Origin of the sequence: Pseudomonas sp. LAIL14HWK12:I1 (assembly GCF_003202095.1) — a bacterium.
In the GTDB taxonomy this organism is placed as follows: domain Bacteria; phylum Pseudomonadota; class Gammaproteobacteria; order Pseudomonadales; family Pseudomonadaceae; genus Aquipseudomonas; species Aquipseudomonas monteilii.
In genome coordinates this window covers 867,819-888,301 of sequence record NZ_QJKG01000002.1, presented here as the reverse complement: position 1 = coordinate 888,301, position 20,483 = coordinate 867,819, and the positions used below count along the sequence as shown (strand labels likewise).

The following is a 20,483-nucleotide window of genomic DNA, read 5'->3' as shown; positions in this document are numbered from 1 at the left end:
GACTTCCAAAGCACGCCAGAGGTGGAATCTGGCGCATTTCCATGTGCCCTTCACCAATTGACCCGTGCCGAAGCGACCGATAGAACGAAGATTCAAAGCGCTGCCTTAGGCAGCACCCCAGATGACCAGATCCTTCAAGGTCATGCCGCTAACCCGGTGGTTCAACCCAAAGTGCGATTCGCGCCCGGAGGCTCGCACGGTCATTCGCCAGAATGATGGACGCCCTCTAAACAATCCGCCTAGTGCGGCTGCCCGCTAACCCTTTAGCCCTGCAGCAACGAACCTGCTCGGCCAATGTTTTGCGCCAACCGTTCGCCCGTCTCTTTTTCCAGAAAAGAGACGGGCGCTCCTACCACTGCTGCAGCCCTCATCGCACATGGCTTCGCGGCAATTTCCCTCGTGACAATCGGCGTGACAAACGCCGATGTCACCAGCAACAGCGCTGTAGATGATGGTGCCGCAGACCAGGGAATGGACTGCACCTGACTGACAGTCAGGCATGCCCCGGTCATCGCAGTGCTGCTTCCACCCAGCTCAGGATCTCGCGGCACTGGTCTCGTCAGCCAGTGCAGCCTCCACCCGCCCACCGCTATCGGTGCTCAGGAGGCCAGATCATGAGATGCCCTTGCTCCTGGTCGTAAGGAGCCGCCAGTCCCGCGTCAGCGGACACCCTCACAGGTCGCAGGGGCCTTGATCCCTGATAACACTCAGCATTCTTGGCGGGATGACGTGAGGGAGAGATCGGTAATTTTCGGAGGAAGGCTATGCACCTGCGCGAAGTCCAAGGGCCACCACGCCCCTTGTTGGAACAGCAGATTACGCCCCTACCCTACCCGGTCGCGCAGCTGGGCGATCTTTTGGGGCCGGCTGTAGAGCGCATGGCCGATGTGATCGGCGTGCCCTGCGCCATGGCCGCGCAATCTGTTCTAGCCACGGCAGCTTTGGCGAGCCAGGCGCACGCCAATGTTCACCTCGACGGCCGAATCTATCCGTTGTCGCTGTACTTGCTGACGGTGGCTTGCTCGGGTGATCGCAAAAGCGCGGTGGACCATATTGCGCTGCAGGCCGTACGCGACTGGGAAAGACAGCAGTGGATCGCCTATGGCGAACAGCTCAAGGCGCACCGAGCTGCAATGAGCCTCACCGCGAAATCGCCAACCTCGAAAAAGTCAGCACAGCTAGCGCTGGACGCCCAACCTGAACCCGTCCAACCGAGACTCCTCAGTGCTGAGCCGACCATTGAAGGTCTAGTCAAAAGTCTGTGCCATGGCTTACCGAGCATGGGCTTGTTCAGTGATGAAGGCGGCCAGTTCTTGGGCGGCAGCACCATGAGCAAGGACAACATGATCAAGGCGATTACTCACTTGTCGACGCTGTGGGACGGCAGCCCGATTGATCGGTCGCGCGCGATGGCAGGGGAAAGCCTGCGTGCCTATGACCGCCGCCTCAGCATGCACTTGATGCTGCAACCCCGCCTGGCCGACCGCTTGCTTCAGGACGCAGATATCAAAGACCAGGGCATCCTGGGGCGCTGCCTGATCAGTTGGCCGGAGCGTCTGGTTGGACAGCGGCTGTACAAGGCCATCGACCTGACCCGAGATCCAAAGGTGCACCTGTACCAGCAGCGCATTGCCGCGCTGATGCAGAAGCCTTGGTCACGGCATAAAGACGGTGGCCTCACACCTGCGGTCATAGAGTTGAGCTCACGCGCCCGTGAGGCCTGGATTGCCATTCACGACACCATTGAATGCGAGTCAGGGGAGTTCGGCGAGCTGGTCAACGTCCAAGCTGCAGCGAGCAAAGCCGCCGCGAACGTACTACGCATGGCTGGTGTGATGGCGGTGGTTGAGGAATCGACTGTATTGGAAGACATGCACATTCAGCGCGCCTCCACGCTGATGGATTACTACCTGGCCGAGAACCAACGCCTGACTGAACAGGAACCACTGAATAAGCTTCGCGCAGAGGCTGATTGCCTCCTGCGCTGGTTGATAAAGAAGAACTGGCCACCGTTTCGCCTCCGCGATATCACGCGCAACGGCCCTCGCTTTGCCCGAAAAAGCACGCGGCACACCTTCGAGTTATTGCTGCAACTGGTTGCCCATAACTGGCTGGACAATGACGGGGACATATTCGAGGTGCGCCATGTTCCGACTCAATGACGCCGTGCGCCGCTATCGAGCGCAACATTGCTCGCCGGCCGAGCTACGGTGTGTCGCCGCTACTGCCACCACTTTGTCGCCACGTGCCAATCCAGATCCGGCGGGGGCTGTCGCCAGTGTCGCCGTTGTCGCCACTCCAACATCTGAGTCCATCGACCTCGCTCGACTCATCGAGCAGTTGCAAGAAGAAGGGGCTTCGCTGCAACACAGCGAAAACGCCCTCCACATCCGCCCAGCACACTGGGGACAGTTGGACACCATCGGCCCCCACTGGAAAGCCCTGCTGCTGCTCCTGCAAACCAATGATCAAGGTGAAGACAATGGCGCTGGTCGGTCGGCGTGATGGTCGCAATTTTGGCTACGGTCGCCAACTGAACTACGCCGGTCGGCAGGCACTGGAAGATCTGTTTGCCGGCGGCCACTTCGCCACCGTCAAAGCACACAGCGATCGCTGGCAAGCCTTCGTTCGCTGGTGCCGATCGGAGGACGGCCCCGGTTACAACGATGCACGCCAGATTAATCGACAGACGCTGGAGGATTACGTCGCATACCTGCGCCAGCAGATCCTGCAAGGCGAACTATGCATCACCACCGCGCAAAACCGCCTGAGCAGCGTTAACCGCGCCCTCGCAGCGCTGCGCGGTGATCTGGACGTGAGAATTGTCAGTCCGAGCCAAGCATTGGGACAGCAGCGATCCATCGTACGCACCCGTGCGCCGGATGGCCAAGACTATCAAAACGTTCAACGAGTAGCGCAGGTGCTGGCACAACAGCAACATGAGCGGGTAGCAGCGATTGTCATGCTGGCCCGGACTACCGGAATGCGCCTGCGCGAAGCGATCCTAGCGGACCTGCCACGCTTGCACCGCGAAGCCGAGTACTTAGGCCGCATCAATATACAGGACGGCACCAAAGGCGGCCGCTCAGGGGCTTCAGCTCCGCGATGGGTCATCGCAAATGAGGAGGTAAAGGCGGCACTACAGTTGGCGCGTGAAGCGTCGCCGACCGGCAGCCGCAACTTACTGTCCCGGGATGAAACCTACGCCGTGTTCATTCAGCGGACTGTGCTCCCTGCTCGCGCAATATTGCATGAATACGGATTAAAGGGGTTCCATGAACTGCGTGCGGCATACGCCTGCAAACGTTACGAGCAACTTACAGGCCTCGCAGCTCCGATCAATGGTGGCCACGGTTTTCGCACAGAACGCGAACTTGATCATCAGGCACGCCTACAGATCAGCCTTGAACTTGGGCACAACCGGATAGATGTGGTTTCGGCCTACATTGGTGGACGATCATGAGCAAACCTTTTGATATGACGCTGTTCCTGAGCGGCACCCTGGCCGGCTCGAGAACAACGCAGCAACGCCACCTACGCCAAGCCCGAATCATGCAGGCTGCCATTCAACAGCGATGGCATCGAGATAATCCGTGGACCTGGCAGCTAAAGCATGTGCGCTGGTTTCTTACCCAGTACCTGAAAGATCATTCCGACGCCAGCAGGTATCACTATCGTCTCACTGCTGCATTGATCTTGAAGCGCAGGGGAGCCATCGGGCGCTGACATCATATTAGAGGGATATGAGTCAGTATTAGCTGCCGAAGTCTTGTTAAGACCAAACGTTACAATTCACTCCCCTGCGAAATAATCGCTGTCCAACTGCTTCACCTCATACACCTGCTTAATGCTCACACCCAAGTTGTTCTCGACCATCAGTCGCGCCAGCTCGACACCGTCGATCAGCACCACTTTGATATCCAGCCCCAGCGCTGCAGCACGGGCGCCATCCGAGAAATCCGACGTGGTGATAAACACGCCTTTGCGGGCACGCTGGCGTGTCAAAGCGCCGATAAATTTGTCGATTTCCGGACGGTGCACAGTGTTGGTCCAGCGCTTGGCCTGCAGATAAATCACGTCAAGGCCGAGCTTGTCTTCTTTAATAATCCCGTCAATCCCATCATCATTGGTTGCCTGGGTTGCCTTACCGGCTTCCTTACGCGATCCGCCGTAGCCCATGGCGATCATGAGATCGACCACCAACTGCTCAAAAAAGCTGGGGGTAGCGGCCCGGACTTGAACTAACAGCTCATCTGCCAGTGACTGTACCAATGCTTGATGCGCTTCTGCCAACTGCTCGTCAGGCGTGGTTTCAGCAACCTCGACAGGTGGCAAGGCAGGCGCGTCAAGCTCTTGCGGTTTGGCGGTATGGAAGTCTGCGAATTCAGGGAACTGCTTCAGCCAACTAACCGTGATGCGCTCCGGGCCATCAGCCAAAGTAGTGAGGCCGCGCGGCGTAATCTGCACCATCCCCTTAGTTGGAATGCACAGCAGTCCCGCTTTGTTCAAATAAGTACGTGCCCAGCCCACTCGGTTGTTGATTACTGTCTGATGGCCAGAGGGCAGCCGCTCTTTGCGCTCCTCCTCGGTCAGTTGAAACTGCTCGGCCACCTGCTCGCGCACCTCGTTGAGTGGCATCGGCATACCATTTTGCACAGTGGCCAGCACAGGCCGCATCACGCTTTGAAAATCAGGAATTGCCATCGTTGCATCCTATCCTTACACGCGGTGTTCAGGCACCGTGGAAGCCGCTCTGATCAAATCCAGCCGCTGTCTTCAGCATCTTCAAAATCACCAGCGCAAACGCCCGACTCTTCGTCTCGTTATCCAGCACCTCCAGCGAGAGTTTCTCGTGTTCGGTCATGGCGTCCAGCACGGTGTCCAACACGCGTTTGGGGAACAGGCCGTGCATCACTTGATCCACCGAGTGGTTGTTCACCTGGGCCATCACATCTTCCTGGCGGCTGATGCGCTGGGCGATGCCGGTAAGGAACTGCAGTTGGTCGTCATCACTCACCTCGGCTCCGAAGATAACGTTCAGCGCCTCGATGATTTCCGATAAACGCTTCTTCTCCGGATCATGGGGCTTGCCGCTGCCCACATCACTACTAGGTTTGAGGGTGTATTCGCCGGTTTCCTCGTTCAGGCGCAGCTGATGCTCGGCGCGCTTGCTCAGACGGTAGTGGCTCAGTTGCAACTCGCCTACATCCACGTCGTCTTGTTGTAGTCGATCCACGCGCAACAGCGGGTGCAGGTGTTTGGCGTACACGCAGAGCTGCTCCAGTTCACGGTCCTCGTAGGGCACAATCTGCGAGAGGAACTCGTACAGGCGCACAAAGCTCTGCAGGTTTTTACGGAACAGGTCGAGTTGATCGATTTGCTCGCCGGCCTCTTTCAGCGCGTGCTCGGCTTTTTTCAGGCCGCTACTGTCGCCGTTAGCTTCGGCCGTGCGCTTGAAGTCCAGCGCCTGCTGGTGCGAGTCCACCAAGAAGGCATAGCGCTTAGCAAAGCGCTCCTTGGCTGGCGTACAGTAATAGCTGAGCTTGCTGGCTGCCGCCTTGGGGTCGAAGAAGGCCATGGCGAATGCATCGACCTCCTGCCAGTGATAGATCCCCTCAGCATCCAACTTCTTCTGCAGGTCATAGATGATCTGCGGGTCGGTCACATCGGTCAGCTCGGCCTTGGTGTAGTAAGGCAAGAAAGCGTCGAGAATGTCCTGCGGCTCGTTGAAGAAGTCGAGGATGAAGGTTTCCTTGCTGTCACCAAAGGTACGGTTCAGTCGTGACAGGGTCTGCACGCAGTCCACGCCTTGCAGCTTCTTGTCCACGTACATGGCACACAGTTTGGGCTGATCGAAGCCGGTCTGGTACTTGTTGGCCGCGATCATCACGTTGAAGTCTTGGGTGTCGAACGCCTGCGCCAGATCGCGACCATTCAGGCCAGCGTTGAGTAGGCTGCTGCTTTCCGTCACCTCGTCGGGGATCATCTGATCCGGCAACACGCTGCCGGAGAACGCCACCAGCGGGTGCACGTCGCTGTAACCCATCTGCTGCACATAGGCCTTCACTGCCAACTGATAACGCACCGCTTCCTGGCGGCTACTGGTCACGACCATGGCCTTAGCTTGGCCATTGAGCAGACCTCGGATATTGGCGCGGAAGTGCTCGACGATTACCTCGACCTTCTGGCTGATGTTGTAGGGGTGCAGGCGCACCCAACGTGCCAGCTTGATGCGCGCCTTCTTGCTGTCCACCTCGTCGTCTTTGCCATCCGGGTGAGCGATCTTCCAGGCGGTGCTGTAGGTGGTGTAGTTGCGCAGCACGTCGAGGATAAAACCTTCCTCGATGGCCTGGCGCATGGAGTACAGGTGAAACGCCTCCGGCTTGTTGCTGGCACTAACCGGCAGGGTTGGGTCGGCCGGGCGACCGAACAGCTCCAGAGTCTTGGCCTTGGGCGTGGCGGTAAAGGCGTAGTAGCTAATGCGCTCATTTGGTTGGCGCGCCTGCACGGCGGTGTCCAGTAGCTCTTCAGCACTGACTTCTTCAGTATCCGCTTCTTTGCCAAAGACGGCATCGCTGCCAAGTATCTGCTTCAGCTTGCTAGCCGATGAGCCGGTTTGCGAGGAGTGCGCCTCGTCGGCGATCACCGCATAGCGCCCGCTGGCCAGCTTGGGGTACTTGTCCAGCGCATCGAACAGCGCCGGGAAAGTCTGGATGGTGACGATGATGATGCGCGTCTGCTCAGCCAATGCCTCGGCCAGCTGTTCGGATTTACTCTGGTTGCCGACATCCCGGCTGATCGGTTTGACCACGCCCTGGGCATGCTCGAACTGGTAGATGGTGTTCTGCAGCTGGCTGTCCAGTACCGTGCGGTCGGTAACCACGATCACCGAATTGAACAGCCGTTGGCCGGTATCGTCATACAGTGAGGCCAGTTGATGCGCGGTCCAGGCGATGGAGTTGGACTTGCCCGAGCCGGCGCTGTGCTGAATCAAATAACGCTTGCCCGGCCCTTCGGCGCGAGTGGTGTTGATCAGCGTGTTGACCACTTCCCACTGGTGATAACGCGGGAAGATCATCGTTTCCTTGGTCACCGGCGTGCCGTCGAAGCCTTCGCTTGTTTTCTTGTCTAGGTGCAGAAAGCGCCCCAGCACCTTGAGCCAGGCATGCGGCTGCATCAGGCGTAGCCACAGGTAACTGGTGACGTATTGGCTGTCGTCATCCGGCATGGGGTTGCCCGCGCCGCCGTCCGCGCTGCCGAGGTTGAACGGCAGGAAGAAGGTGTCTTTACCCGCCAGCTTGGTGGTCATCGCCACCTCGTTCTGGCCCACGGCAAAGTGCACCAGCGCGCCGCGTTTGAAGGTCAGCAGCGGCTCGGGTTTGCTGGTGAGCGGGTCTTTTACCGGGCGGTCTTGGCGGTATTGGCGCTTCGCGTTTTCCACCGATTGCTTGAACTCGCTTTTCAGCTCCAGCGTGGCGGTGGGGATGCCGTTGACGAACAGCACCAGATCCAGCCGTGGGTTGTAGCTCTGCTCGCCGCTAGCGGCATCACGCGCATACGGCGAGTAAGACACCTCCGGCACCACGCGCAGGCGGTTGCACTGGTAGCGTTTGAGGGTGTCCGGGTTCATCCCGTGGTCGGGCTGGAAGCTGCACAACTCGACCTTTACCGCCGGCAGCTTAAAGCCGTGGCGCAGCACATCCAGGGTGCCGCTCTGCTCCAACTCGCGCACCAGCTTCTGCACCAGCACGCCATCCGGATTATTCGGGTTGGCCTTGGCGAACTTGTCCCAACGCTCCGGCCAGGCGTCCTTGAAGTAGCCCAGCACATCCTCGGTATACAGCGCCGTGCGGCGGTCGTAGCCACTGGCGGTGCCGACCAGCCAGCCTTGGGCGGCCAGAGCGTCGATAATGTCCTGCTGAAATTGCGCTTCCTTGCTGTCCGCCATTACACGGCCTCTTGTACTAATTTGGGAGTTGGCACGTTGGCGGGTGGCAGCCAGGCGCGCACGTCGATTTTGCCTGTGACGGCGGCGGAGATCAGGGCTGAGCGGCGTTCTTTTAATAGCTCCATAGTGCGCCATGCTTCGCTAGACAATTGGCGTGCAGCTACGCACTGCAACTGAAGAAAATGAGCAATAAGTGCTTGCTCTTCAAGTGGAGGGAAAACGCCAACAACCTTTGTAAGATTTTGAATTGACAAGCGAGGCAGGCCCGCGCCTTTCACAAAACCGTCTACCTGTTGGGAAACTACCCAGGACTGGCACATGAAGTCGAGATATATTGGGAGTAATTCCGCTCTGTTGGGTCTGATGATAATCAGTGAAGACGCAACGACAAAATCTGGCGAATTTTCACCGACTACAATAGTCCGACCTATAGTCCCATCCTTGCTGAATAGAACATCACCGATCGCTGGCTGGCAGCCTGTTTTTACTAGGTACTCATAACTGGCAGCAGAAGTTCGAAGACAACCATCAAAGTCTATGCCTTCGTCTGATACATCTCTGGTAGAGACAAAGCAGTAAACCCCGCTTTCCGTCTCAGGAGAGATATGTGCACCATCAGTAATCAGATTACATCGACGTTTAATTTGAGTGATTTCCCAATGTGCCGGTACCTCTCCCAGCCACTTCACACCGGAGTCTTTCATCTGCACCGTGGGGTCGAGGCCTTTGGTGACGGCGCGGGAGATCACGGCCTGGCGCTTTTCCTTGAGCAGCTCGATCAGGCGCTGCTGCTCTTCGATCAGCGCGTCGATGCGGGCGGTTTCGTGGTCGAGGAAGCGGGCGATTTGGGTTTGTTCAAACCGTGATGGTCGGGGAAAGAAAAAGTCTTTGAATTCCTCTGTAGGCAGCCGCCAGCGTCCAAGGTGTGCAGATCCCTGCCCGAATGGAAAGAACAGTTTTTGGTGGTAAGCGTTCTGAAGCAATCGCAACATGAATCGTGGATTATCCAGCTCTGGGTGTGCCGAACTAAAAACACGATAATCAGGGCTTGTTACGCCATCAAATTCTGAGATATCCACATAGCCTGTAACCAAGTCCATGTGATTCATTGCGAACTCGCCCTTCATGACTAGCTGATACTTGCTGTAGTCACTAGACAGCTGGCCGTCACCGCTATCGACATCCTTAATCTTTACGCCTTTATTAGTAATGGAAAGAACGTCAAAGCCAAGTTTTCCGGCAATTCTCTTTTGAATGAAGAAGATATTTCTAAGGCGAGAAGCACACCAATGCTCTGGGATACTTCCTATCCACTGAACCCCAGAATTCTTGTAAGCCGGATACGCTGGAAACGTCATGCCGACAGCCCCTCTATCATCTGCTTGATGCGGTCGGTGCAGGCTTTCAGGTCGCGATCAATATCGACCAGCGGACGCGGTGGCTGGAACACGTAGAAGTGGCGGTTAAAGGGAATCTCGAAGCCGACAATGCCAACCTCGCCATCCAGCACGTCGGTTTTGCTTTCGTCGATCCAGGCATCCGCTACATGGGGGATGACTTCACGCGCAAAGTACTCGTATACCGATTCGCCCAGCGGCACGTTCTCGTTATCGCGCAGGCTGGCGTCGGCTTCCGGCTTGCCCTTGGTGGTGCAGATATCCGCCTTAGGGTCGCGCTCGCTTAGGGCGCTCATCAGGGCTTTGAGTTCCGTCGCACTCAGGCTAACGCTGTGAGCGGTGAGGGCTTTTTTCAGCTGCTTGCTGAACTGATCGCGGTTGCGGTGCATCTGGCTGGCGTCCATCGTTTGCAGGGCGGTCAGCAGCTGTTGCTGAGCGGCGCTGTCGAGTTTCTTCAGGGCTTTTTCTTCCTGCACCTTAGCGATGCGCTCGGCGCTGGTCTGGAAGTTCAGGCGCAGCGGGCGCTCGACGGTGATGCGACGGTAGCCGAAGGCGTCGATGGGGAAGATTTTGCTCTGCGCGGTTTGCTCGAAGCTGCCATACAGGCGCACCAGCTCGCTGATTTGATCCTCAGTGATATACTGACGCTTGCTGCCCAGCGATTTGCGCATTTTGGCGGAGTGCTGGCTGCCGTCAATCAACTGCACCTTGCCTTGGCGCGCAACAGCCTTGTGGTTACTGAGTATCCACACATAGGTGGCGATGCCGGTGTTGTAGAACATGTCCGTCGGCAACGCGACGATGGCTTCAACCAGATCGTTCTGCAGCAGGTAGCGGCGAATCTCCGACTCACCCGAACCGGCGCCGCCGGTAAACAGCGGCGAGCCGTTGAGGATGATGCCTATGCGCGAGCCACCGTCGCGCGGGTCACGCATCTTGCTGACCAGGTGGAGGAGAAACAGCAGCGAGCCGTCGGACACTCGCGGTAGGCCGGGGCCGAAGCGGCCGTCGAAGCCCTTGTGGCTGTGCTCGTCGGTGATCTGCTTTTGCACCTTCTTCCATTCCACGCCGAACGGCGGGTTGCTGAGCATAAAGTCGAAGCGTTTGTGGGCTAACTGGTCGTTGGACAAGGTGTTGCCGAGCTTGATGCTGGCCACGTCTTGGCCCTTGATCAGCATGTCCGCCTTGCAGATGGCGTATGACTCGGGGTTGAGCTCTTGGCCGTGCAGCGACACGCTGACCTTTTCGCTGATGGACTGGATGTACTCATCACCCTCAGACAGAAAACCACCGGTGCCGGCGGTTGGGTCATAGATGGTGACGATGCTGTTGGGCGCGAGCTTGTGGTCCTGATCGGTGATCACCAGCGAAGTGGTGAGGTGCACGATATCGCGCGGAGTGAAGTGCTCCCCGGCGGTTTCGTTGGAGCTTTCCGCAAACTTACGGATCAGCTCTTCGAAGATGATGCCCATACCGAAGTTGCTGATGAACTCGGGGCTCAGATCGGTGGCAGCGAAGCGCTGCACTACCTGATATAGCAAGTTGGCCGTTTCCAGCTGCTGAACGAAGTCTTCAAAGTGGAAGTGCTCGAAGATCTCGCGAGCATCCTTGCTGAACGCCTGTACGTAGCTCATCAGGTCCGCGTCGGTCTGGGTGTCGGACAGGGTGCCGAGGGTCAACGATGAGGAGTTGAAGAACTGCTGGCCAGCGGCGCGCAACATGTACATTTCACGTACGGTGTCCGGGCGGCCTTCCTGGGCGTAGGACTCGTAAATCACGGCATCCTTGGTCGGCGCCAGCACACACTCCATACGCCGCAGCAGGGTGAATGGCAGGATGATGCGGCCGTACTGGGACTGCTTGAAATCACCACGCAGTAGGTCGGCAATCGACCAGAGAAAGGCGGCCGTCTGGGAATGATTTTCCGTGTTCACTCAATAATTCCTTGGAATACACAGGCAAAAGAGTGAGTTTAACCTTTCGAGCCGACTGAATGTCACAGCCCGAGGGCTCATGGGCGGCCTGGATACCGCGCACATTAAGCCTCAGAACGCCCAGTGCCAACACTTGACGTGCGAACAGGTAAATAATCCACTCAGTTACCACTGACGCACCCGCCCTAGCTCGCAGGTTCTTGCGGATTGGCACGCTCGGAGATGAGCGCACCTGTACCCATAATTGACATATCAATGCGTGTTCAGCACGGCCTCAAAATCAGAAGCCTGAAGCTCCGAGGCCCCACTCAACATATCCCGCGCCAACGCCCGTCGCTTACTCAGCAGCTCATCCAACGTCGCCTCAAACGTCGGTATCGCCGCATCCCGAACCGTCGGGTAGTACACATACACATCCTTCTGCTGCCCGATCCGATAGGCCCGATCCGTCGCTTGATCTTCCTTGGCCGGGTTCCAACAACGCGTGAAGTGAATGACGTGGTTGGCGGCTTGCACATTCACTCCAAACCCAACGGCGATTGTGGACAGAATGATGACTGCAAAACCTGACAGCTCCTGGAATTGATCGATCAGCCTCTGCCGGCTATTGGCGCTCTGACTGCTGGTGCTGGTATCGCCATTGATGACCGTCGCCCGAAACCCGAAATGCTGCTGAATCGCGTGCTGCAATTCCCGCTGAATATCTCGCAACTCGGTAAAGACGATAACCTTGTCGCCATTTCCGGCCCGTTTGATCGACTCGAGCGTCTGCATCAACCACTGCAGCTTCGGCGAGTTGTCACGCAACCGGGTGTCTGGCTGAACGCTGTATGGATGGGCACAAATCAGCTTGAGCTTGTGCAGCAAGCCCAGCATGCCGGAGGTCTTCTGATCGAGCTGCTCTTCAATCTGCTGCTTGTGGCTGTATGCGGATATTTCGGACAGATACAGGTTACGCTGCAGCGCATGCATGCCAAGTGAACGACATGCTGCGTCTTCGATCTTGGCCGGCAGGTCCTTGGCGATGTCCTGTTTGGTGCGCCGCAAAGTCTGCGGCTCGATAAGCCCACGCAGGCGTTCCAACGCATCCGTATCACGCTCCAGTGCGGCTTCTATGGGGCGCTGATAGTCGCGACCGAACTGATTCAAACCGCCCAGGAACCCTGGCTGAATGAAGTCGAATAGGCACCACAGATCGATCAGGGTGTTCTCGACCGGCGTACCTGTACACGCTACTCGGAACCTTGCGGGGATGGCTTTGATCGCCTGAGTCACGAGTGCGGCAGGGTTCTTCAGCTTCTGAGCTTCGTCACACACGACGATGGACCATTGCTGACGCGCCAGGGAAAACTCCTGATCACGCAGTGTCTCGTAAGTCGTCAGGACAATTCGGGCATCGCCCATCCAACCTGGGCGCAGCAGGTTCTTGATGCCTTTGGCTTTCAAGTCCGCTGGGATTTCATCTTTCTTGAACTTCACTGCACTCAAGGCTGATCCATACAGCTTCAATACGGGCAGTGCGTCAGCAAAGAAGAACCGGTGAAGCTCTCGCTCCCAGTTGTCGAGCAACGAAACCGGAGCGACGATCAGTGTTGGCTGATCTTTTGGGTAATGTTCCAGGTACCAGACGAGGAAGGTGAGCAACTGGATCGTTTTCCCAAGCCCCATGTCATCAGCGAGCAAGCAACCCGATACGTCCGTGGGGGACAAACGGAACAAATGCTGCAACCACGCCACGCCTTGAAGCTGATGGTCGCGCAGAACGACTTCAGGCTTGAGCAGGCCAGGCAACTCTGGCGTTGCATCCAAAGCGGCGCGTAACGCCGCTTGACGGACCTGAACGTAAGTCGGCTCGTCAATGTTGTGGCCGATTTGCAGTACGGCGCGGCCAACTTTGTCCCGTTGCTCAACCGGGTCGGCTTCGACAGGCGCAATCTTCTTCGACCAGGCATCAAATAGTTGCTCGGCAGCGGCAATCGAGAGTGGTGTTTCAGACTCTGGCAAACAGACCGTGTCATCGCCGGCAGCGCGCGCCTCGTCCAACCGCTGCCTAAACGCTTCAAACTGAGCGCGATCGGAAGGGTCCCACCGACCAAGGATTTCTGCGTCGATACCCTGCGCAGCCACATCCTTCGGCAACCAGTTCTCGGTCGCCTCTTTGACCAGGAAAGGCGAAGTAATTCTTTCCGCTTCCCCAATGCCGGTCACACGGTCGCCGTAGAGGGAAAGGTCCAGGACCGAGTCAAACTCGATACCGGCCGCCTCGTTTTGCCACCGTTTAAGCAAGTCATTGATGCCTGCCAGCTGGCGCAAATCAAAATCACTGAGCTCCAGCTCATAGCCCTGCCAGAAGCCCGCAGGCATACCGGCGGCCAACTTCAGCTGCAGTTCATGCACAAGCGGCGCGAATTCATGGGCCGCTTTGAACTCAATTTCGATAGACGCTTGCGGGGTTGGAGAAATCGGTTCGAGCGTCAGTGTTACCTGCTCGATACGCTGGCCTGCTTCATCCAGTTTGGGTTCCAGATGGAAGCGATGAAAGAAAATACCGGCCTCGGCGAGCTCGTCTTCATAGGCTTCAGCATCCAGCACGTGTGCGGCACTTTCGCCGAGTGTGCTGTAAGGGTTACGGACGAATGAAAGGGCATCGTCACCAGCAACCCGACGCCCGGGCAACGAACGCACGTAGTCCAGTACCGATTTGACTTCAGGCTCAATCAGAACGTGGGTCAGCGATCCATCATCACCCGTTACTCGGTACCGATCCTGAACCTGCTTGGCACCGTCAAAGCTCTCAAGCCAGTTGGCCGGCTGGCCTTCGAAGCTCGGTTGCAACTCGATGACCGGTGTGTCGCCAAGTGTCGACTTTCGTGGGTTGAGCCGCAGTTTCTCGGGTTTGATAACGACGGTCTTGTCCAAGAAGCCATCCATACCAGCGCCAGCCTTGCGCGCCAGCTTTCTGATGCTGGCCCAGCCAATCTGGTTGGTTACTTCACCGGGCTCATTTTGTTGTGCCAGATAAAGCTGTCGTACCGCACCGGTCAGTTTCCAGGACGCCTCAGGCAGAAGTTCTGTGGTTCCCTGATATTGAACGATGGCGCCCGTTCGCTGCACCTGCACATTGGCATTGGACTGCGGATCGCGCCAGCCACTGATAGAGACCTTGAAATCGTCGGAGGCAAGGCTGCCCTGGCTGCTCAATTGAGGGATGAGGGCTGTCAGCGGCGGCAACCCCAATAGCGGCAGGCTTGTTACGTGCTCGGGCTCACTCAGCAGCCGGTAGAGCTCATCCCACGTCAGTAGCCATCGATCGCTCAGCTGAGAGACGAACTCCTCTTCTTCCAACTGATCAAGATAACTGGCCAGCGGCCAGGACTCGGTACTCTCCGCCAAGCTCAGGGGATAACAGATCCCCTGCTCCTCAATGGAAAAAGTCGGCTCAGCCTTTTCTGCTGCCGAATTCGGCTGCAGGCCAATGCCTTTGAAGAAACGCTTGAGCATCACTCTCTCCAGAACCGTAGTGGCTTATTGTTCTCGGGCTTGAAGCCCAATCGCCGGAGGGCGATGGTTGCAGCCTGATCGTTTTCTTCGAGTTGAATATGGATTGCCCCGCCCTGCGCACGTCGATCATGGAGCGTGTGTTTTACTGACCTCATGGACTCACGAAGCTGATAGTCAAACGACAGCAGTCTTGACGTGACAGGCTCTACCCCCTGGTTTTGAATACGAATACCCAGTCTCTCTAGGGTGTCATCGAACTTGATCAGCCATCCCTCAACGCGATCTGAGCGGCTCGGCGCCGGGAAGTGACGCATCCACTCCACCACAAGATGGCGCTGCTTAATTTCGGTAGCGAGTCCAAGCTGGGACTTTTCTGGATCAAACGGAGCTTTGTCTGCCTGATACACATAGCAGGCGCCCATTCCCGAGAACTCCACGAAAAAGTAGTTCCCGATCTGCATGACGACAGCATTGTTATGACCAGCTGCGCCTATCAGCCGGCCAAGACGCCCCTTGTTCTTCTCACGGAAATGAGCAAAGTCTCGACCTTCGTTACTCCATGCATCCGAGCCCATGATGATTCTGGTGTAGCTCATCTGGTTGGCAAACCGCAGCCAGTAGAAAAGGCGTGACTGGTCTACGTCATCATCGCCCTTCAGCAGGTTGAAGAAGTGCTCCAGATCCTCCTTCGCAAACCAGGCTACGACCATCGCACAGACATCTTTATCGACATACTGCAGCCAGCTGTTTTGTCTGGAGCGGATCTGCGGACTCCCCCAATTGTCGAGCGCGAGCTGTTTGAGCAGCGACGATGGTTTCTCTCGATAAGCTGCCAAGTGGTAGCGCGACAGGCATGCACTCAGGATGTCGTTCATATACCGCGGGTGCTGCCGGCCGATGTCGACCAGGTCGGCCAAACGCTGAGAGAACTCGGCGTCATCCAGCATGAAAATGCGAGAAATCAGCACGGTAAAAATCCTGCGCCACAGCCAGCTGTTATCCGGAATCTGCGCAATCGTCTGCAATGCCGAAAGGTCGCTGATCTCGCCCTTGAACATCTGGTCACCCAGCGTGGCACCTGCCTGCTCGGAAAAGAGCTCCTGATGCTGCTGAACGATCTGCACCCATTCCTTCACTCGCTTTTGCTGGTCTCTGACGCATTCGAAACCGAGCTGAACGTCTTCGCGCAGCAAGCACCAATTGGCGTTCTGAGCGGGCGTAGCGGCATCGTAGCCAAAGTAGCTGAAGCACAGCGCCAACCAATCCCGGCGGCTCAGTTCTCGCTTCTCGATACGCTCATGAACTTCTTTATGCACCCGGGCGTAAAGAAGTTCATCGTCCAGTATCGGCCCGACGCGCTCACTCTTGTCCGAAAGGCCGGCGAAGACCAAGCGCCATTCTGAAGCGTTGAGTGGCAGTACACTGCGGAACTTGCTGATCGCAGCACGACGCTTTTCTTCGGGGGGCGGCAAGGCCTTTTCAGCGCGCTCGAATCGCTCGTAAAGATCGACTCCCGCAGCAGCCAGACGGGGGAAACGCTCCAACGGTTCTGGGGCCTGCGCCGTGCGATGAGCTGACAGGCTTTGGCTGATGGCGGCGGAAAGCCTCGCGATCGAACTGGTCATCGGTTCATCGCCAACTGACATTTTTCCACATCAGTGTTGGTGAACACCGGCACATCAGGCTTGAGATTGCCCTCTTTCTCCTTCAAGCCAAAGAACTGCATGCGCAACTCCACTCGCCGGCTTTCTTCCTTGGTGTCCTTTGCATTGTTGAAAGACACGCCACCCGCCAAAAACATCGATCTGATCTGCTGTTGGTGCTCTGGCGACAAACCGACCTGGAGCGGGCTACGACTATCGAGCAGGCTGCACATCACCCACTCCGAACGCTGCAATGACAGGTGCAAGTTATAGAGGTAGGAACCGTCAGTGTCGGTCGACCCTTCAATCACAACCTGCTTGAACCATTTACGCCCCTCTTCACTGTTGGCCGCGTCCAGAATCATCGGCACGACCTCTTGAAGTGCCGATTGGCCATCATTGCTCAGCGCGTACTGGTTATGCCCGAAGCGGCCAGCATCGCCGAAGCTGATCCGGTTGTCCTTGCAGTCCACGACGATGGTCTTGCTGGCAGTCTTCGCCTTGAGGCTCAGGTGCTCGCAAATCTCACTGATGTCCTTGCTACGCTGCTTCTCCCCCTGTTCCGCCTGGTTGATCCGCTGCGTCACAGAACTCAAAGCCGCCACCATGACTACAAGAAACAAAATCATCATCGCCGTCATCAAGTCAGCGAAGGAGATCCAAAAAGGCTTCTCTCCTTCGTCTTTTGAACGGGCAGCCGAAGGCATTTGCTTACCAAACATCGACTAGCCTCCGTTACCGCCTGATGCGTTCCATGATGTCACTGAAGTCTTCGAGACTACCCTTGACCTCATCTACGCCGCTAGCGAGGCTTTTGACTGCTTTATCTAACTCGGTATCAAGGCTACCCAAGGTTTGTCTCAAAGCTCGATCCATGCCATCCCCGAACTCCTTAAAGCCGTTACCCAGAACACCACTGATGTTTTCGAGATACTCATATACTTCACGGTTGAGCGCCTGCATCCGCTCGCTTTGAACCTTCAGGTCCTGGAGATACTGACTGCGACCGCTGGCTTCCCCTTGAGCACTGGCAACTACCCCTTCGATGACCGCGAGCGTTTTCGCGAGCGCTTCACGATTGTTCCGGTAGTCCGCGACTACGGTATTCAGCTCACGGGATGCCTGTGCAAGCTCAGCTCCTGCGCCCTGGACTGTACCCATCAGCCCTGCAGTCGACTCACTGGCTCGCGCAACGCTTTGTCCGGCGGTTTCAAACCGCTCAGCCGCCGCCCGCATCTTATCCGCACCCAGCTGCATACTTTGCAGATGCTGCTCAGTCTGGGCACTCAATGCATTGACGGTGTCCTGGGCAGACTTCTGTTGCTCGGAAACCGCCTGCAGCAACGCCTTGACCTGCTCATCGAGGCCGCCCACCAGGTCGCGGGTACCTTGGTGCAGGTCTGCCTGGGCAGCGCGGGTGGACTGATCCATCTGCTGCTGGCCCTGTTCCAGTTGCTTGAAGACTGCAGAGAGCTGCTCACCGAGCACCTCGACCGAGCCTGCAATCTTGGCCATGGTTTCCTGCTGGCCTTGGCCGATGCTCTGCTTGATCGACTCGACAAAGGCCTGGAGATTCTCAGCCATTGCCTGCTGGCGAGCCTCGCTTTGAGCAAACAGCTTCTCCAGTTGCTCGGCCATTCGAGCGCCAGCCCCCTCCCCTTCGTTGCCGATACGGGCAACCGAAGCCTGCAGATTGGCGAGCATCTCGTTCATCCCCGCTTGCATGGCGTTTTGTCCGGCCTGCATATCGGCCAGTAGCTGGGCAATCATGGTCGAACTGTTTTGATTCGAGGACTCGCTAGCCGAACGCATATCCTGGATCAGCGTCGAGAAGCCCTGCTGCATCGACTGCATGGCGGCAACCGACTGGCCCATCAACTCGTGCAGGCCATTGAACTGCTGGCCGAACGTACCTTCCAGCTTGTTCATAAACGCCACCAGAACATCCTGAAGCAGGTTCTGTACCTGCCCGGACTGATCGCCACTGGCGGCCTGCACGGCCCCCGCGATGGCTTCAAGCGGCGACTTTAGGCTATTTTCAATTGCGCCGCTCACCTGGTCGGCCAGCAGCTGCCCAGAGTCACGGTAGGTCGTCGACAAGGTATCTGCCAATTTGAGGCTTTCACGGACCTGGGTATCAACCAGGTTCTGTAGCATTTCCCGCAGATCAGTAACCAGGCTGTCCTTCAGCTGACGGGTTTGCACCGAGCTTTCAGCACTGGAGCGAACCAGCTCAGCCAAGTATTCCTCACCGACTCCACTATCGAAAAGGCCGTCGATTGTTTCGTTGAGTGCCTCAAGCAGTTTGTAGCATTGCCCCAGGCGCAACTTTTCAGTGAGCGTGACGGCGATGGAGGCCATGATTGAAATGGAGGAGCCTACGAATGCGAACAACACATCTTTCAATAGTTTATCGACGCTGGCGTTAACCTGCTCGGGTGTGCTCGGGTCAAAGTGCTGGAGGCCTAGCATCAAGCCGAAGAAGGTTCCGACAATACCGATCCCGGTCAAAATGCCAGGCAGATGTTTATAGAATTCGGTCCCCAGCGGGGTATCCACCACACTTTGCGGTGAAAAGAAGTGCGCAGCTGCTGCGGTGGCTCGCGATCGGCCAATTACCTGTTCGCCTTCCTTAAGATCGTACTGATCGTGCAGCGTTTCGGCATATTCGCGCCACGAATGCTCCAGATTGGTGCCTTTGAAGAGTCGCTCCAGCTCTGATCGCCGATGTGACGGGGGAACTGTTTTTGCGTTCTCCAAGCCTTTGATAAAACGCTTCAGCTGGGCGCTAAGACCGAAAGATTTGTAGAAATAGTGGAAAAAATAAAAAATGCACAAAATGGCGACAAACCCAGCAACCATTAAGGGTGCGATCAGCTGCTCGGAGCTTGCACCATCCCATAGGTGCCGCAGCGTCGAAAAATCCATACCTTCCGCCTTCAATTGAGCATTTTTTGATGTTCAGCAAGACCGCATTACCCACACGAAAGCGCCAATCACCTATCCCGCAGGGGGACAGCGACAGCACCTTGCCGAGCAAGTTTTGGGGCACTAAAAATTCGGAGTGGAATGGGCGTATCACAGCGACCCAAGAACCTTCCGTGGACAAAATGGTAGATAATAATGTCCTTATGCCAGCACCTTAGCCTGAGCCGCAACCGTCGTAAAGCTCGCAACGACTAATGGACTACTGCCTCGGGAGGTCGAACAGGTACCGTCGTCAATCTCCTCATAAACGACGATGTATTGCCCTCGAGCCACCGCTTGCGCTCCTCGGTCGCAGACATAAACAGAGGCGACTCAGGACCAGGCGGGCGCGGGTCGACCATCGCAACATGGCAATACTGCCTGAGGCCCAGCAACTGGTGGTGAGCAACCTCCAGGAACTGCAGCCGTGGTTGATGAAGTACTAATACTTAGCTCCTCGCAGCGTCAACCGAAATAAACTGCGAGACTGCGTCAACCTGCTCGGCACGCTTAGTGCTTCAGCTCAGTGGCTGTGCTTGGAACAGGGGTCGCCCGACAACTGGCGACCGATCTGACCATCGGTAGGCCAAGTATACATTTCGCAGTATTCCAATCGGTATTCCAGCTCAAAATACAAACCGGAATTTTCACGATTAATCAAAATGTTACTAACCTAGTTCAAATTACCCCGGCGCAGCCCAGTGCATCTCCGGCGGCGCCTCCAAGCAGGCAGCCTCTGATCCGTTCGATTCTGTTCATCCTTGACGATCATCCGCAGAGGCCAGGTCCTGCAGCATTACCACCTTGCGCCGCAACTGCGCCACATGCTCCCGCTCCGCCCGCACCGCCGCCCTCAGCTCACGGTTCTCCATCTCCCAAATCTGCAACCAGCGCAAATCCCGCTGGCAGTGCTCCACCTTCTTCCCAAGCTCACCCAGCCTCAACCCCTGCTGAATCAGCACCAACAGAATGATCCCCATCGCCACCAGGGCCCCCGTCGCAACCACTTCCGGCATTGTCATGCTCATATCCTTTGCAGCCCCCGATGTATTCCGAAGACGAGCCAAAGATATGTAATGCAAAATTACACGTC

The 20,483-nt window shown here is 56.9% G+C and carries 13 protein-coding genes; 4 read left to right on the top strand and 9 right to left on the bottom strand.

What is annotated here, in order from left to right; genetic code table 11:
• The first annotated feature begins 764 nt into the window (after nt 1–764).
• From D906_RS09000 to D906_RS08985, 4 genes are read left to right on the top strand one after another with little or no spacing between them, the layout of a single operon-like run.
• Entirely contained in the window at nt 765–2,162 is a 1,398-nt protein-coding gene (locus D906_RS09000) for a YfjI family protein (RefSeq protein WP_097156148.1), read from the top strand.
• Complete coding sequence (locus tag D906_RS08995; protein WP_097156149.1) at nt 2,146–2,505, top strand: hypothetical protein; 360 nt, start codon at nt 2,146–2,148, stop codon at nt 2,503–2,505. The genes D906_RS09000 and D906_RS08995 overlap by 17 nt, the downstream gene beginning before the upstream one ends.
• Complete coding sequence (locus tag D906_RS08990) at nt 2,483–3,463, top strand: integrase domain-containing protein (RefSeq protein WP_097156150.1); 981 nt, start codon at nt 2,483–2,485, stop codon at nt 3,461–3,463. Before D906_RS08995 ends, D906_RS08990 begins: the two co-directional genes overlap by 23 nt.
• Nucleotides 3,460–3,726 (top strand): hypothetical protein, encoded by a 267-nt coding sequence (locus tag D906_RS08985; protein WP_027614914.1) that lies wholly within the window; start codon nt 3,460–3,462, stop codon nt 3,724–3,726. Before D906_RS08990 ends, D906_RS08985 begins: the two co-directional genes overlap by 4 nt.
• A 66-nt stretch (nt 3,727–3,792) precedes the next feature.
• Here D906_RS08985 and D906_RS08980 read toward each other — a convergent pair whose 3' ends face one another.
• The 9 genes from D906_RS08980 to D906_RS08935 all read right to left on the bottom strand — a co-directional run bounded on the left by D906_RS08980 (nt 3,793) and on the right by D906_RS08935 (nt 20,412).
• Nucleotides 3,793–4,704: a restriction endonuclease gene (locus tag D906_RS08980; RefSeq protein ID WP_097156151.1), complete on the bottom strand. Its 912-nt coding sequence runs from the start codon at nt 4,702–4,704 to the stop codon at nt 3,793–3,795.
• 28 nt (nt 4,705–4,732) lie between these two features.
• Nucleotides 4,733–7,948, bottom strand: a complete 3,216-nt coding sequence (locus D906_RS08975) for a type I restriction endonuclease subunit R (RefSeq protein WP_097156152.1) — start codon at nt 7,946–7,948, stop codon at nt 4,733–4,735.
• Nucleotides 7,948–9,306: a restriction endonuclease subunit S gene (locus tag D906_RS08970; protein ID WP_097156153.1), complete on the bottom strand. Its 1,359-nt coding sequence runs from the start codon at nt 9,304–9,306 to the stop codon at nt 7,948–7,950. The genes D906_RS08975 and D906_RS08970 overlap by 1 nt, the downstream gene beginning before the upstream one ends.
• Nucleotides 9,303–11,279 carry a class I SAM-dependent DNA methyltransferase gene (locus D906_RS08965; RefSeq protein ID WP_097156154.1) on the bottom strand — a complete coding sequence of 659 codons (1,977 nt, stop codon included), beginning with the start codon at nt 11,277–11,279 and terminating at the stop codon, nt 9,303–9,305. The genes D906_RS08970 and D906_RS08965 overlap by 4 nt, the downstream gene beginning before the upstream one ends.
• Nucleotides 11,280–11,531: 252 nt before the next feature.
• Entirely contained in the window at nt 11,532–14,780 is a 3,249-nt protein-coding gene (zorD, locus tag D906_RS08960; RefSeq protein WP_097156155.1) for a type I Zorya anti-phage system protein ZorD, read from the bottom strand.
• Nucleotides 14,780–16,405 carry a type I Zorya anti-phage system protein ZorC gene (gene zorC, locus D906_RS08955; RefSeq protein WP_097156156.1) on the bottom strand — a complete coding sequence of 542 codons (1,626 nt, stop codon included), beginning with the start codon at nt 16,403–16,405 and terminating at the stop codon, nt 14,780–14,782. The genes zorD and zorC overlap by 1 nt, the downstream gene beginning before the upstream one ends.
• Nucleotides 16,402–17,145, bottom strand: coding sequence for a type I Zorya anti-phage system protein ZorB1 (gene zorB1, locus D906_RS08950; RefSeq protein ID WP_097156157.1), 744 nt, complete (start codon nt 17,143–17,145; stop codon nt 16,402–16,404). The genes zorC and zorB1 overlap by 4 nt, the downstream gene beginning before the upstream one ends.
• Nucleotides 17,146–17,158: 13 nt before the next feature.
• Nucleotides 17,159–19,351, bottom strand: coding sequence for a type I Zorya anti-phage system protein ZorA1 (gene zorA1, locus D906_RS08945; RefSeq protein WP_097156158.1), 2,193 nt, complete (start codon nt 19,349–19,351; stop codon nt 17,159–17,161).
• A 794-nt stretch (nt 19,352–20,145) separates the two neighbouring features.
• Nucleotides 20,146–20,412, bottom strand: a complete 267-nt coding sequence (locus tag D906_RS08935; protein ID WP_019097436.1) for a hypothetical protein — start codon at nt 20,410–20,412, stop codon at nt 20,146–20,148.
• Between the last annotated feature and the right edge of the window lie 71 nt (nt 20,413–20,483).

Coding starts and splice junctions, on each gene's coding strand:
- D906_RS09000 (WP_097156148.1), top strand. CDS start 765: ATGCACCTGCGCGAAGTCCAAGGGCCACCACGCCCCTTGTTGGAACAG.
- D906_RS08995 (WP_097156149.1), top strand. CDS start 2,146: ATGTTCCGACTCAATGACGCCGTGCGCCGCTATCGAGCGCAACATTGC.
- D906_RS08990 (WP_097156150.1), top strand. CDS start 2,483: ATGGCGCTGGTCGGTCGGCGTGATGGTCGCAATTTTGGCTACGGTCGC.
- D906_RS08985 (WP_027614914.1), top strand. CDS start 3,460: ATGAGCAAACCTTTTGATATGACGCTGTTCCTGAGCGGCACCCTGGCC.
- D906_RS08980 (WP_097156151.1), bottom strand. CDS start 4,704: ATGGCAATTCCTGATTTTCAAAGCGTGATGCGGCCTGTGCTGGCCACT.
- D906_RS08975 (WP_097156152.1), bottom strand. CDS start 7,948: ATGGCGGACAGCAAGGAAGCGCAATTTCAGCAGGACATTATCGACGCT.
- D906_RS08970 (WP_097156153.1), bottom strand. CDS start 9,306: ATGACGTTTCCAGCGTATCCGGCTTACAAGAATTCTGGGGTTCAGTGG.
- zorD (WP_097156155.1), bottom strand. CDS start 14,780: ATGCTCAAGCGTTTCTTCAAAGGCATTGGCCTGCAGCCGAATTCGGCA.
- zorC (WP_097156156.1), bottom strand. CDS start 16,405: ATGACCAGTTCGATCGCGAGGCTTTCCGCCGCCATCAGCCAAAGCCTG.
- zorB1 (WP_097156157.1), bottom strand. CDS start 17,145: ATGTTTGGTAAGCAAATGCCTTCGGCTGCCCGTTCAAAAGACGAAGGA.
- zorA1 (WP_097156158.1), bottom strand. CDS start 19,351: ATGGATTTTTCGACGCTGCGGCACCTATGGGATGGTGCAAGCTCCGAG.
- D906_RS08935 (WP_019097436.1), bottom strand. CDS start 20,412: ATGACAATGCCGGAAGTGGTTGCGACGGGGGCCCTGGTGGCGATGGGG.